Below are 13384 nucleotides of genomic sequence, written 5' to 3' on the forward strand. Positions count from 1 at the left end.
GCCCGGGCAGGCGGCCCGACCGCCGGACACGGCCCCCGGCGCCACGAAGCCGGGATCCGGCAGACCCACTCGGACCTCTCGAACGGCGATATTGAGCCATGACTCTTACGCTCGGTTCATGTCAGAGGTGTACGCGGCCCGCCGGACCCGGCTGAGGGAGCGCTGCAACGCGGGCGGCAGCGCGGCGGCGCTGGTGACTCGTCCCGCCAATGTGCGGTACCTCGCGGGGGCGGCCCCGCAGGGTGCCGTCCTGCTTCTCGGAAGGCGCGAGGACCTGCTGGTGTGCCAGAGCCCGCCGGACGACCGGCCCTGCGAGGACCGCCCCGACGAGGCGCTGCGGGTACAGGTCCTGCCCCAACCCCCCGGCGGCGACGCGGCCGTCGCCGCCGCCGACCACGCCCGGACCCAGGGCGCCGACTCGCTCGCCGTGGAGGAGCACCACCTCACGGTGGCCCGCTATCGCGCCCTCGGCTCGGTGGCGCCCCAGCTGCGCCTGGCCGACCTGGGCGGCGCGGTCGAGCAACTCCGCGTCGTCAAGGACGAGGAGGAGATCTCCTGTCTGAGAATCGGCGCCGAGATCGCCGACCAGGCCCTGGGCGAGCTGCTGGAGTCCATCTTGGTCGGCCGCACCGAGCGCCATCTCGCCCTGGAGCTGGAGCGGCGGCTCGTCGACCACGGCGCCGACGGACCCGCCTTCCCGACCTCCGTGGCCACCGGCCCGAACTCCGGCCGCCGCGGCCACCGGCCCACCGACCGGCGGGTCGAGGAGGGCGACTTCCTCACGGTGTGCCTGGGCGCCGCCTACCGCGGCTACCGCTGCGAGATCGGCCGCACCTTCGTGATCGGCACGTCTCCGGCGGACTGGCAGATCCAGCTCTACGACCTCGTCTTCGCAGCCCAGCGCGCTGGACGGGAGGCCCTGGCGCCCGGCGCCGCCTACCGCGACGTGGACCGCGCCGCACGCCAGGTACTGGACTCGGCCGGGTTCGCCGAGGGCCTGCAACCCCTCACCGGGCACGGGGTCGGACTCGAAATCGACGAGGACCCGCAGCTGGCCCCTTCAGCCATGGGTAAACTGGACGCTTGCGTGCCGGTCACCGTCGAACCGGGGGTCCACCTCCCGGGCCGGGGCGGTGTCCGGATCGATGACACGCTCGTCGTGCGCCCCGAGGCGGACGGCGGACCCGAGCTACTCACCATCACGACCAAGGAGCTCCTCGCGCTCTAGCCTCGCGCTGTGCGCCTGCCCCCGGTCGTACGTCAGTCCAGGAGATTCCGCAACCGTGGCTTCCACGAACGACCTCAAGAACGGCATGGTGCTCAAGCTCGACGGCGGCCAGCTGTGGTCCGTCGTCGAGTTCCAGCACGTCAAGCCCGGCAAGGGCCCGGCCTTCGTGCGCACCAAGCTCAAGAACGTGCTCTCCGGGAAGACCGTCGACAAGACGTTCAACGCCGGCGTCAAGGTCGAAACGGCCACCGTCGACAAGCGTGACATGCAGTTCTCCTACATGGACGGCGACTACTTCGTCTTCATGGACATGGAGACCTACGACCAGCTGCACATCGAGCGCAAGGTCGTCGGCGACACCGCCAACTTCCTCATCGAGGGCTTCGAGGCCACCGTCGCCCAGCACGAGGGCGAGGTGCTCTTCGTCGAGCTGCCGGCCGCCGTCGAGCTGACCGTCGCCGAGACCGAGCCGGGCGTCCAGGGCGACCGCTCCACCGGTGGCACCAAGCCCGCCACCCTGGAGACCGGCCACCAGATCCAGGTCCCGCTCTTCATCACCACCGGTGAGAAGATCAAGGTCGACACCCGTACGAGCGACTACCTCGGCCGGGTGAACAGCTAACCGTGGCCGCCCGCAATACGGCCCGCAAGCGTGCCTTCCAGATCCTCTTCGAGGGTGACCAGCGCGGCGCCGACGTCCTGACGGTCCTCGCTGACTGGATCCGGCTCTCCCGGACCGACACCCGGCAGCCACCGGTGAGCGAGTACACGATGCAGCTCGTCGAGGGCTACGCGGAGCACGCGACCCGGATCGACGAACTCATCGCGCAGTACGCGGTCGGCTGGACGCTCGACCGCATGCCGGTCGTCGACCGCAACATCCTGCGGCTCGGCGCGTACGAGCTGATCTGGGCCGACGAGACCCCGGACGCCGTCGTGCTGGACGAGATGGTGCAGCTGGCGAAGGAGTTCTCGACGGACGAGTCGCCCTCGTTCGTCAACGGCCTGCTGGGCCGTCTGAAGGAGCTCAAGCCCTCCCTCCGTCGCGACCAGGTGTGAGAGGGGCCCGGCCTGCAGCCGGTGCCCGCACGGACTCGCAGGGGCCCGCAGCACGACTGCTGCGGGCCCCTCGGCGTCCGTGTGCACGCCCCCGGGTCCACCGGACCACACCCACTCCGCCAGGTCCGCGTCCGCCCCTTCAGGGCTGCGGAAAAGCCGCCGGGGTGGCCGGAACCAAACGGTTCCGGCCACCCCGGCGGCACGTTTCTGCTAGGTCTGCCGAGCGGTCAGCTCTCCTCGTGGGACGCCACCGCGCGGCGCGCGTCCGCGTCCAGCACGCCCCAGCTGATCAGCTGCTCGGTGAGGACCGAGGGCGACTGGTCGTAGATGACGGCGAGTGTGCGCAGGTCGTCCTGGCGGATGGAGAGCACCTTGCCGTTGTAGTCGCCGCGCTGGGACTGGATCGTCGCCGCGTACCGCTGGAGCGGGCCCGCCTTCTCGGCCGGCACCGTGGCCAGCCGCTCCAGGTCCAGGACCAGCTTCGGCGGGGGCTCGGCGGCGCCGCCCGGGGTGGTGCCGGGCAGCAGCTCCTGCACGGGGACACCGTAGAAATCCGCCAGCTCGGCGAGGCGCTGCACGGTCACGGCACGGTCGCCGCGCTCGTACGAACCGACCACGACCGCCTTCCAGCGTCCCTGGCTCTTCTCCTCGACACCGTGGAGGGAAAGGCCCTGCTGGGTGCGGATCGCCCGGAGCTTGGCCCCGAGCTGTTTGGCGTATTCGCTGGACATATGGCTCCCCGGACACTGTGTCGACGCGACTGGCTCGGGTGCCACGCCGCGCGGCTGGTAACTCACTGTGAGGTTACGCAGCGTTACTCTGCCGCGTCAAGCCGAATGGTCCGCAGCGCTGCTTCCGTGGTAACCGCGGCCCGTTGCGCCAAGGGGGTGATCGGGGAGGCCTCCGGCACCTGGTAGCGTGTATGGCGCAATTCCGACGTCCTTTAAGGTCCGTCCCGTGAGGCGGAGAAGGAGGTCCGTTTCTTATGGACTCGCACGAAACCGCGCAAGCCTCCGGTGCCCGGCCCGTTCTCGAGGGCCCCGACATCGAGCGGGTGCTGACCCGCATCGCCCACGAGATCGTCGAGCGCGCCAAGGGCGCCGACGACGTGGTGCTCCTCGGCATTCCGACCCGGGGCGTCTTCCTCGCCCAGCGGCTCGCCGTCAAACTCGAGCAGATCACCGAGCGCAAGGTCCCCTGCGGCTCGCTCGACATCACCATGTACCGCGACGACCTGCGCATGCAGCCCCCGCGTGCGCTGGCCCGCACCGAGATCCCCGGTGACGGCATCGACGGCCGCCTGGTCGTCCTCGTCGACGACGTACTCTTCTCCGGCCGCACCATCCGCGCCGCCCTCGACGCCCTGAACGACACCGGGCGCCCGCGCGCGGTGCAGCTCGCCGTCCTCGTCGACCGCGGCCACCGCGAACTGCCGATCCGCGCCGACTACGTCGGCAAGAACCTCCCCACGTCGCTGCGGGAGACGGTCAAGGTCCTGCTCACCGAGGAGGACGGTCGCGACACCGTGCTGCTCGGCGCCAAGCCGGCCGCCCAGGGCGACCAGCCGTAACACGCGCGCGTACGCATCGCCGTACGCCCCGCGCGTGTGCCCTCGCACGCGCCCGTCTGCCCCAATTCTCCCGAATGAACCGCCTTACGGAGCCTGACAGATGCAGCGTCATCTCATCTCGGCCGCCGACCTCACCCGCGACGACGCCGTCCTGATCCTCGACACCGCCGAGGAGATGGCCCGGGTCGCCGACCGGCCGATCAAGAAACTGCCGACCCTGCGCGGCCGCACCGTCGTCAACCTCTTCTTCGAGGACTCCACCCGCACCCGGATCTCCTTCGAGGCCGCGGAGAAGCGGCTGTCCGCGGACGTCATCAACTTCACCGCCAAGGGATCCTCGGTGTCCAAGGGCGAGTCCCTGAAGGACACCGCCCAGACTCTGGAGGCCATGGGCGTCGACGCCGTGGTCATCCGGCACGGCGCCTCCGGGGCCCCGTACCGGCTGGCCAACTCCGGCTGGATCGACGCCGCCGTCATCAACGCCGGCGACGGCACCCACCAGCACCCCACTCAGGCCCTGCTCGACGCCTTCACCCTGCGCCGCCGGCTGGTCGGCAGGGACGCGGGCCTCGGCCAGGACCTGTCCGGCAGGCGCGTCACCCTCGTCGGCGACGTGCTGCACAGCCGGGTGGCCCGGTCCAACGTCGACCTGCTGCACACCCTCGGCGCCGACGTCACCCTGGTCGCCCCGCCGACCCTGCTGCCGGTCGGCGTCGAGTCCTGGCCCTGCGAGGTCTCCTACGACCTCGACGCCACACTGCCCAAGTCCGACGCGGTGATGATGCTCCGCGTGCAGCGCGAGCGGATGCACGCCGCCTTCTTCCCGACCGAGCGCGAGTACTCGCGGCGCTACGGGCTGGACGGCGAGCGGATGGCGAGGATGCCCGAGCACGCCATAGTGATGCACCCCGGTCCGATGGTCCGCGGCATGGAGATCACCGCCGAGGTCGCCGACTCCGCCCGCTGCACCGCCGTCGAGCAGGTCACCAACGGCGTCTCCATCCGCATGGCCGTGCTGTACCTGCTGCTCGGCGGCATGGAACCCGCCGCCCAAGCCCGCACCACCGAGGAGAAGTAAGAGACATGAGCAAGATCCTGATCCGTGGTGCCAGGGTGCTCGGCGGCGCGCCGCAGGACGTCCTGATCGACGGCGAGGCCGTCGAGGCGGTCGGCACCGGGCTGTCCGACGAGGGCGCGGAGATCGTCGAGGCCGACGGCAAGGTGCTGCTGCCGGGCCTGGTCGACCTGCACACCCATCTGCGCGAGCCGGGCCGGGAGGACTCCGAGACCGTCCTGACCGGCACCCGCGCGGCCGCCTCCGGCGGCTACACCGCCGTGTTCGCCATGGCCAACACGTTCCCCGTGGCCGACACCGCCGGCGTCGTCGAGCAGGTCTGGCGTCTGGGCCGGGAGCACGGCTACTGCGACGTGCAGCCCATCGGCGCCGTCACGGTCGGCCTGGAGGGCAGGAAGCTCGCCGAACTCGGCGCCATGCACGAGTCGGCCGCCGGGGTCACCGTCTTCTCCGACGACGGCAAGTGCGTCGACGACGCGGTGATCATGCGCCGGGCGCTGGAGTACGTGAAGGCCTTCGGCGGCGTCGTCGCCCAGCACGCCCAGGAGCCGCGGCTGACCGAGGGCGCCCAGATGAACGAGGGCGTCGTCTCCGCCGAACTGGGCCTGGGCGGCTGGCCGGCCGTCGCCGAGGAGTCGGTCATCGCCCGCGACGTCCTGCTCGCCGAGCACGTCGGCTCGCGCGTCCACATCTGCCACCTGTCGACCGCGGGCAGCGTCGAGATCGTCCGCTGGGCCAAGTCCCGCGGTATCCAGGTCACCGCCGAGGTCACCCCGCATCACCTGCTCCTCACCGACGAGCTGGTGCGCACCTACAACCCGGTCTACAAGGTCAACCCGCCGCTGCGCACCGAGCGGGACGTGCACGCCCTGCGCGAGGCGCTCGCCGACGGCACGATCGACATCGTCGCCACCGACCACGCCCCGCACCCGCACGAGGACAAGGACTGCGAGTGGGCCGCGGCCGCCATGGGCATGGTCGGCCTGGAGACCGCCCTGTCGGTGCTCCAGGAGACCATGGTCGACACCGGCCTGCTGGACTGGGCGGGCATCGCCGACCGCATGTCCTTCGCGCCGGCCCGGATCGGGCGGGCCGCCGGCCACGGCCGCCCCGTCTCGGCAGGTGAGCCCGCCAACCTCACGCTGGTCGACACGGCATACCGTGGGCAGGTGGACCCCGCGGGCTTCGCCTCGCGCAGCAGGAACACCCCGTACGAGGGACGTGAGCTGCCGGGCCGTGTCACCCACACGTGGCTCCGGGGCAAGGCCACGCTCGTCGACGGGAAGCTCACGTGACACCTGCACCTCTGCTCGCAGCCGGGCTCGCGACCGAAATCGCCACGGAAGGGAAATCGGCCGAGGTCACCGACTGGGCCGCCCGTATCGGCTGGCTGATCGGCCTCGTCCTGTTCATCGCCCTCGTCTACTGGCTGATGCGCGAGGGCTGGAAGTGGCGCGCCACCCTCCAGGGCGACCTGCCCGAGCTGCCGAGCACGCCCGAGGAGCCCGGTCCGGCGAAACTGACGATGACCGGCCGCTACCACGGATCCACCACCGCCGGACAGTGGCTGGACCGCATCGTGGCGCGCGGCCTGGGCACCCGCAGCCGCGCCGAGCTGACCCTGACCGGCGCGGGCCTGGACGTGGTGCGCCCCGGAGCGAGCGACTTCTTCGTCCCGGCCGAGCGGCTGCGCGGGGCCCGGCTCGACAAGGGCATCGCCGGCAAGGTGCTCACCGAGGGCGGGCTGCTCGTCGTGACCTGGGAGCACGGCGATCGCCTGATCGACTCCGGGTTCCGCTCCGACCGGGCGGCCGAGCACACCGAATGGGTCGAGGCCCTCAACTCCATGATCGCGAAGAACAGCACGGAAGGCGCCGAACGATGACCACCTCCACCAGGGGAACCTCGAGGGTTCCCGCCGTACTCGTCCTGGAGGACGGCCGGATCTTCCGCGGCCGTGCCTACGGGGCCGTGGGGGAGACGTTCGGCGAGGCCGTGTTCTCCACCGGGATGACCGGCTACCAGGAGACGCTCACCGACCCGTCGTACCACCGCCAGGTCGTCGTCATGACCGCCCCGCACGTCGGCAACACCGGCGTCAACGACGAGGACCCCGAGTCGAAGCGGATCTGGGTCTCCGGCTACGTCGTGCGCGACCCCGCGCGCCGGCCCTCCAACTGGCGTGCCCAGCGCACCCTGGACGAGGAGCTCGCCGCGCAGGGCGTCGTCGGCATCAGCGGCATCGACACCCGCGCCCTCACCCGCCACCTGCGCGAGCGCGGCGCCATGCGCGTCGGCGTCTTCAGCGGCCCGGCCGTCCAGGACGACGCCAAGCTGCTGGCCCGGGTCCTCGAGTCGCCCCGGATGGAGGGCGCGGACCTGTCCGCCGAGGTGGCCACCGAGGAGGCGTACGTGGTCCCCGCGATCGGCGACAAGAAGTTCACCGTCGCCGCGGTCGACCTCGGCATCAAGGGCATGACCCCGCACCGCATGGCCGAACGCGGCATCGAGGTGCACGTGCTGCCCGCCACCGCCACCGTCGAGGACGTGTACGCGGTCGAGCCCGACGGCGTGTTCTTCTCCAACGGCCCCGGCGACCCGGCCACCGCCGACCACGCCGTCTCCGTCATGCAAGGCGTCCTGGAGCGCGGCACGCCGCTGTTCGGCATCTGCTTCGGCAACCAGATCCTCGGCCGCGCGCTGGGCTTCGGCACCTACAAGCTGAAGTACGGCCACCGCGGCATCAACCAGCCGGTGCAGGACCGTACGACCGGCAAGGTCGAGGTCACCGCGCACAACCACGGCTTCGCCGTCGAGGCCCCCACCGACGGTGTCTCCGACACCCCCTTCGGCCGTGTCGAGGTCTCCCACGTCTGCCTCAATGACAACGTGGTGGAAGGCCTCCAACTGCTCGACAAGCCGGCCTTCAGCGTCCAGTACCACCCCGAAGCGGCCGCGGGACCCCACGACGCCGCCTACCTGTTCGACCGCTTCGTCTCCCTGATGGAGGGCCAGCGTGCCTAAGCGCACCGATATCCAGTCCGTCCTGGTCATCGGCTCCGGCCCGATCGTCATCGGCCAGGCCGCCGAGTTCGACTACTCCGGCACCCAGGCGTGCCGCGTCCTGAAGGCCGAGGGCCTCCGGGTCGTCCTCGTCAACTCCAACCCCGCGACGATCATGACCGATCCGGAGATCGCCGACGCCACCTACGTCGAGCCGATCACCCCGGAATTCGTCGAGAAGATCATCGCCAAGGAGCGCCCCGACGCCCTGCTGCCCACCCTGGGTGGCCAGACCGCGCTCAACACCGCCATCTCGCTGCACCAGAACGGCGTCCTGGAGAAGTTCGGCGTCGAGCTGATCGGCGCCAACGTCGAGGCCATCCACAAGGGCGAGGACCGCGACCAGTTCAAGGAGGTCGTGGAGGCCGTCCGGCGCAAGACCGGGCACGGCGAGTCCGCCCGCTCCGTGATCTGCCACACCATGGACGAGGTCCTGGCCGGCGTCGACGAGCTCGGCGGCTACCCGGTCGTGGTCCGCCCCTCCTTCACCATGGGCGGCGCCGGCTCCGGCTTCGCGCACGACGAGGAGGAACTGCGCCGCATCGCCGGACAGGGCCTGACTCTCTCGCCGACCACCGAGGTGCTCCTGGAGGAGTCCATCCTCGGCTGGAAGGAGTACGAGCTGGAGCTGATGCGCGACAAGCACGACAACGTCGTGGTCGTCTGCTCCATCGAGAACTTCGACCCGATGGGCGTGCACACCGGCGACTCCATCACGGTCGCCCCGGCGATGACGCTCACCGACCGCGAGTACCAGATCCTGCGGGACATCGGCATCGCCGTCATCCGCGAGGTCGGCGTCGACACCGGCGGCTGCAACATCCAGTTCGCGGTGAACCCCGAGGACGGCCGGGTCATCGTCATCGAGATGAACCCGCGTGTGTCGCGCTCCTCCGCGCTCGCCTCCAAGGCGACCGGCTTCCCCATCGCCAAGATCGCCGCCAAGCTCGCCGTCGGCTACACCCTCGACGAGATCCCCAACGACATCACGCGGGAGACCCCGGCCTCCTTCGAGCCGACCCTCGACTACGTGGTCGTCAAGGCGCCCCGGTTCGCCTTCGAGAAGTTCCCGCAGGCCGACTCCACGCTGACCACCACCATGAAGTCGGTCGGCGAGGCCATGGCCATCGGCCGCAACTTCACCGAGGCCCTCCAGAAGGCCCTGCGCTCGCTGGAGAAGAAGGGCAGCCGGTTCACGTTCGTCGGCGACCCCGGCGACCGGCACGAACGGCTGCGCGAGGCCGTCCGCCCGACCGACGGCCGGATCAACGCGGTGATGCAGGCCATCCGCGCGGGCGCCACGGCCGAGGAGGTCTTCGACGCCACGAAGATCGACCCGTGGTTCGTCGACCAGCTGTTCCTGATCAAGGAGATCGCCGACGAGCTGGCCGACGCGCCCGAGCTCACCGCCGAACTCCTCGCCGAGGCCAAGCGGCACGGCTTCTCCGACCAGCAGATCGGCGAGATCCGGGGCCTGCGCGAGGACGTGGTCCGCGAGGTGCGGCACGCGCTCGGCATCCGCCCGGTCTACAAGACGGTCGACACCTGCGCCGCCGAGTTCGCCGCGCGGACGCCGTACTTCTACTCCTCCTACGACGAGGAGAACGAGGTCGCCCCGCGCGAGAGGCCCGCGGTGATCATCCTGGGCTCCGGCCCCAACCGCATCGGCCAGGGCATCGAGTTCGACTACTCCTGCGTGCACGCCTCCTTCGCGCTGCACGACGCCGGGTACGAGACCGTGATGGTCAACTGCAACCCGGAGACCGTCTCCACCGACTACGACACCTCCGACCGGCTCTACTTCGAGCCGCTGACCCTGGAGGACGTCCTGGAGATCGTCCACGCGGAGCGGCAGGCCGGCCCCATCGCCGGTGTCGTCGTCCAGCTCGGCGGCCAGACCCCACTGGGCCTGGCACAGGCCCTGAAGGACAACGGCGTGCCGATCGTCGGCACCCCGCCCGAGGCGATCCACGCGGCCGAGGACCGGGGCGCCTTCGGCCAGGTGCTGGCCGAGGCGGGCCTGCCGGCCCCCAAGCACGGCACCGCGACCACCTTCGCCCGGGCCAAGACGATCGCCGACGAGATCGGCTACCCGGTCCTGGTCCGCCCGTCCTACGTCCTGGGCGGCCGCGGCATGGAGATCGTGTACGACGAGGCGCGCCTTGAGGCGTACATCGCCGAGTCGACGGAGATCAGCCCCTCCCGCCCGGTGCTCGTCGACCGGTTCCTCGACGACGCCATAGAGATCGACGTCGACGCCCTCTACGACGGCGGGGAGCTGTACCTGGGCGGCGTCATGGAGCACATCGAGGAGGCCGGCATCCACTCCGGCGACTCGGCGTGCGCGCTGCCGCCGATCACGCTCGGCGGGTTCGACATCAAGCGGCTGCGAGCCTCCACCGAGGCCATCGCGCGCGGTGTCGGGGTGCGCGGCCTGATCAACATCCAGTTCGCGCTGTCCGGCGACATCCTCTACGTCCTCGAGGCCAACCCGCGCGCCTCCCGTACGGTCCCCTTCACCTCCAAGGCGACCGCCGTGCCGCTCGCCAAGGCCGCCGCCCGCATCTCGCTGGGCGCGACCATCGCCGAACTGCGCGAGGAGGGGCTGCTGCCGAAGAACGGCGACGGCGGCACGCTGCCGCTGGACGCGCCGATCTCCGTCAAGGAGGCCGTGCTGCCCTGGAGCCGCTTCCGGGACACCTCCGGACGCGGTGTGGACACGGTCCTCGGCCCCGAGATGCGCTCCACCGGCGAGGTCATGGGCATCGACTCCGTCTTCGGCACCGCGTACGCCAAGTCGCAGTCGGCGGCCTACGGTCCGCTGCCGACCAAGGGCCGAGCCTTCATCTCGGTCGCCAACCGGGACAAGCGGTCGATGATCTTCCCGGCCCGTGAGCTGGTCGCCCACGGCTTCGAACTGCTCGCCACCTCCGGCACGGCCGAGGTGCTCAAGCGCAACGGCATCAACGCCACGGTCGTGCGCAAGCAGTCCCAGGGCGCCGGGTCGAACGGCGAGCGGACCATCGTCCAGCTCATCCACGACGGCGAGGTCGACCTCATCGTCAACACCCCGTACGGCACCGGCGGCCGCCTGGACGGCTACGAGATCCGTACCGCGGCCGTGGCGCGCTCCGTGCCGTGCCTGACGACGGTCCAGGCGCTGGCCGCGGCGGTCCAGGGCATCGACGCCCTCCACCGCGGCGAGGTGGGTGTCCGTTCCCTCCAGGAACACGCGGGATTCCTGACCGCGACCCGCGACTAGCGGCCCCGAGGGGGACACCGGAAACGGTGTCCCCCTTCGCACGAGGACCCATGGGGACCCATGAGGCCCCGAGGACACCCGAGGACTCAGTGATGTACAAGCTCTTCTTCCGTCTGTTCTTCCAGCGGATGGACCCGGAACAGGCGCACCACCTGGCCTTCCGCTGGATCCGGCTCGCCGCCCGTGTCCCGGTGCTGCGCACCTTCGCGGCCGCCGTGCTCGCCCCCCGCCACAGGGAACTGCGCACCGAGGCCCTCGGGCTGCGGATGCACGGCCCCTTCGGGCTCGCCGCCGGCTTCGACAAGAACGCCGTGGCGATCGACGGGATGTCGATGCTCGGCTTCGACCACGTCGAGATCGGCACGGTCACGGGGGAGCCGCAGCCCGGCAACCCCAGGAAGCGGCTCTTCCGGCTGGTCGCGGACCGCGCGCTGATCAACCGCATGGGCTTCAACAACGAGGGCTCGCTCGCCGTCGCGGCGCGCCTGGCCTCGCGCACGCCCGTGTTCAGGACCGTCGTGGGCGTCAACATCGGCAAGACCAAGGTCGTCCCGGAGGAGGAGGCCGTCGGCGACTACGTGAAGTCCGCCGAGCGGCTGGCCCCGTACGCCGACTACCTGGTCGTCAACGTCTCGTCACCGAACACACCCGGACTGCGCGACCTCCAGGCCACCGAGGCGCTGCGCCCGCTCCTTGCCGCCGTGCGCGAGGCCGCCGACCGGGTCGTGCCGGGGCGCCGGGTGCCGCTGCTGGTGAAGATCGCGCCGGACCTCGCCGACGAGGACGTCGACGCCGTCGCCGACCTCGCCGTGGAACTGGGCCTGGACGGGATCATCGCCACCAACACCACCATCGCGCGCGAGGGACTCGGGCTGACGTCCGCGTCCTCGCTGGTGAAGGAGACCGGCGGGCTCTCGGGCGCGCCGCTGAAGGCGCGCTCCCTGGAGGTGCTGCGCCGCCTCTACGCGCGCGTGGGCGACCGCATCACCCTGGTCGGCGTCGGCGGCATCGAGAACGCCGAGGACGCCTGGCGGCGCATCCTGGCCGGCGCCACCCTGGTCCAGGGCTACAGCGCCTTCGTCTACCAGGGGCCCTTCTGGAGCCGCGCGATCCACAAGGGGCTTGCCGCACGCCTGCGGACCAGCCCGTACGCCACCCTCGCCGACGCGGTCGGCGCCGACGTAAGGAAGGCAGGGGAGACGGCATGAGCCCGATGGAAAACTTCGGCGCGCGTCTGCGCCGTGCCATGGACGAGCGCGGCCCGCTGTGCGTCGGCATCGACCCGCACGCCTCGCTGCTCGCCGAGTGGGGCCTGAACGACGACGTGGCCGGTCTGGAGCGGTTCAGCCGCACCGTGGTGGAGGCGCTGGCCGACCGGGTGGCCGCCCTGAAGCCGCAGAGCGCCTTCTACGAGCGTTTCGGCTCGCGCGGCCTCGCCGTCCTGGAGAAGTCGGTCGAGGAGGCCAGGGCGGCCGGTGCGCTGGTCGTCATGGACGCCAAGCGCGGCGACATCGGCTCGACCATGGCCGCCTACGCCGAGTCGTTCCTGCGCAAGGACGCGCCGCTGTTCTCGGACGCGCTCACCGTCTCGCCGTACCTCGGCTACGGGTCGCTGAGGCCCGCGGTCGACCTGGCGCGGGAGAGCGGCGCGGGCCTGTTCGTGCTGGCCCTGACCTCCAACCCGGAGGGCGCCGAGGTCCAGCACGCCGTGCGGCCCGACGGCCGCTCCGTCGCCGCGACCGTGCTCGCGCACCTCGCCGAGGAGAACGCGGGGCAGGCCCCGCTCGGCTCCTTCGGCGCGGTGGTGGGGGCCACGCTGGGCGACCTGTCGTCGTACGACCTGGACATGGGCGGGCCGCTGCTCGCGCCGGGGATCGGTGCGCAGGGAGCGACGCCGGCCGACCTTCCGCGGGTGTTCGGCTCCGCGGTGCGCAACGTGGTCCCGAGCGTCAGCCGGGGTGTTCTGCGTCACGGTCCCGAGGTGGGGGCGCTGCGCGGCGCCGCGGAGCGCTTCGCGGAGGAGATCAGGACCGCGGTGACCGGCGGCTGAGTCACCGGGAGGGCGGCCCGGGGCCCGCCTGAGTCTGGATACATCCTCAAATCCAGGGCATTATGTCCTAAATGCCC

General features: G+C 71.1%; 12 protein-coding genes. 11 read left to right on the forward strand and 1 reads right to left on the reverse strand.

Annotation, left to right across the window (positions count from 1 at the left end; translation table 11 throughout):
* The first annotated feature begins 118 nt into the window (after positions 1 to 118).
* From ACWEK3_RS25365 to nusB, 3 genes are read left to right on the forward strand one after another with little or no spacing between them, the layout of a single operon-like run.
* Positions 119 to 1228, forward strand: coding sequence for an aminopeptidase P family protein (locus tag ACWEK3_RS25365; protein ID WP_450542051.1), 1110 nt, complete (start codon positions 119 to 121; stop codon positions 1226 to 1228).
* Positions 1229 to 1283: 55 nt separating this feature from the next.
* On the forward strand, positions 1284 to 1850 hold the full coding sequence (gene efp / locus ACWEK3_RS25370; RefSeq protein ID WP_365428905.1) for an elongation factor P: 567 nt from the start codon (positions 1284 to 1286) through the stop codon (positions 1848 to 1850).
* Between the two features lie 2 nt (positions 1851 to 1852).
* Positions 1853 to 2287 carry a transcription antitermination factor NusB gene (gene nusB, locus ACWEK3_RS25375; protein WP_390724322.1) on the forward strand — a complete coding sequence of 145 codons (435 nt, stop codon included), beginning with the start codon at positions 1853 to 1855 and terminating at the stop codon, positions 2285 to 2287.
* Positions 2288 to 2514: 227 nt separating this feature from the next.
* Here nusB and bldD read toward each other — a convergent pair whose 3' ends face one another.
* Complete coding sequence (bldD, locus tag ACWEK3_RS25380) at positions 2515 to 3018, reverse strand: transcriptional regulator BldD (protein WP_004990661.1); 504 nt, start codon at positions 3016 to 3018, stop codon at positions 2515 to 2517.
* 254 nt (positions 3019 to 3272) lie between these two features.
* Between bldD and pyrR the strand changes: the two genes are divergently transcribed.
* The 8 genes from pyrR to pyrF all read left to right on the forward strand — a co-directional run bounded on the left by pyrR (position 3273) and on the right by pyrF (position 13307).
* Positions 3273 to 3857, forward strand: coding sequence for a bifunctional pyr operon transcriptional regulator/uracil phosphoribosyltransferase PyrR (pyrR, locus tag ACWEK3_RS25385; protein ID WP_390727497.1), 585 nt, complete (start codon positions 3273 to 3275; stop codon positions 3855 to 3857).
* A gap of 100 nt (positions 3858 to 3957) precedes the next feature.
* Entirely contained in the window at positions 3958 to 4935 is a 978-nt protein-coding gene (locus ACWEK3_RS25390) for an aspartate carbamoyltransferase catalytic subunit (RefSeq protein ID WP_361417020.1), read from the forward strand.
* 5 nt (positions 4936 to 4940) lie between these two features.
* Complete coding sequence (locus ACWEK3_RS25395) at positions 4941 to 6227, forward strand: dihydroorotase (RefSeq protein WP_450542054.1); 1287 nt, start codon at positions 4941 to 4943, stop codon at positions 6225 to 6227.
* Positions 6224 to 6817 carry a PH-like domain-containing protein gene (locus tag ACWEK3_RS25400; protein WP_450542056.1) on the forward strand — a complete coding sequence of 198 codons (594 nt, stop codon included), beginning with the start codon at positions 6224 to 6226 and terminating at the stop codon, positions 6815 to 6817. The genes ACWEK3_RS25395 and ACWEK3_RS25400 overlap by 4 nt, the downstream gene beginning before the upstream one ends.
* A complete protein-coding gene (gene carA / locus ACWEK3_RS25405; RefSeq protein WP_450542058.1) occupies positions 6814 to 7956 on the forward strand; it encodes a glutamine-hydrolyzing carbamoyl-phosphate synthase small subunit in 1143 nt (380 codons plus the stop codon). The genes ACWEK3_RS25400 and carA overlap by 4 nt, the downstream gene beginning before the upstream one ends.
* Positions 7949 to 11257 carry a carbamoyl-phosphate synthase large subunit gene (gene carB, locus ACWEK3_RS25410; protein ID WP_453250660.1) on the forward strand — a complete coding sequence of 1103 codons (3309 nt, stop codon included), beginning with the start codon at positions 7949 to 7951 and terminating at the stop codon, positions 11255 to 11257. Before carA ends, carB begins: the two co-directional genes overlap by 8 nt.
* A gap of 92 nt (positions 11258 to 11349) precedes the next feature.
* A complete protein-coding gene (locus tag ACWEK3_RS25415) occupies positions 11350 to 12465 on the forward strand; it encodes a quinone-dependent dihydroorotate dehydrogenase (RefSeq protein ID WP_450542061.1) in 1116 nt (371 codons plus the stop codon).
* On the forward strand, positions 12462 to 13307 hold the full coding sequence (pyrF, locus tag ACWEK3_RS25420; protein ID WP_450542063.1) for an orotidine-5'-phosphate decarboxylase: 846 nt from the start codon (positions 12462 to 12464) through the stop codon (positions 13305 to 13307). Before ACWEK3_RS25415 ends, pyrF begins: the two co-directional genes overlap by 4 nt.
* The last annotated feature ends 77 nt before the right edge of the window (positions 13308 to 13384 follow it).

The organism is Streptomyces sp. NPDC004721 (genome assembly GCF_053601495.1).

Coding starts and splice junctions, on each gene's coding strand:
- ACWEK3_RS25365 (WP_450542051.1), top strand. CDS start 119: ATGTCAGAGGTGTACGCGGCCCGCCGGACCCGGCTGAGGGAGCGCTGC.
- bldD (WP_004990661.1), bottom strand. CDS start 3,018: ATGTCCAGCGAATACGCCAAACAGCTCGGGGCCAAGCTCCGGGCGATC.
- pyrR (WP_390727497.1), top strand. CDS start 3,273: ATGGACTCGCACGAAACCGCGCAAGCCTCCGGTGCCCGGCCCGTTCTC.
- ACWEK3_RS25390 (WP_361417020.1), top strand. CDS start 3,958: ATGCAGCGTCATCTCATCTCGGCCGCCGACCTCACCCGCGACGACGCC.
- ACWEK3_RS25395 (WP_450542054.1), top strand. CDS start 4,941: ATGAGCAAGATCCTGATCCGTGGTGCCAGGGTGCTCGGCGGCGCGCCG.
- carA (WP_450542058.1), top strand. CDS start 6,814: ATGACCACCTCCACCAGGGGAACCTCGAGGGTTCCCGCCGTACTCGTC.
- ACWEK3_RS25415 (WP_450542061.1), top strand. CDS start 11,350: ATGTACAAGCTCTTCTTCCGTCTGTTCTTCCAGCGGATGGACCCGGAA.
- pyrF (WP_450542063.1), top strand. CDS start 12,462: ATGAGCCCGATGGAAAACTTCGGCGCGCGTCTGCGCCGTGCCATGGAC.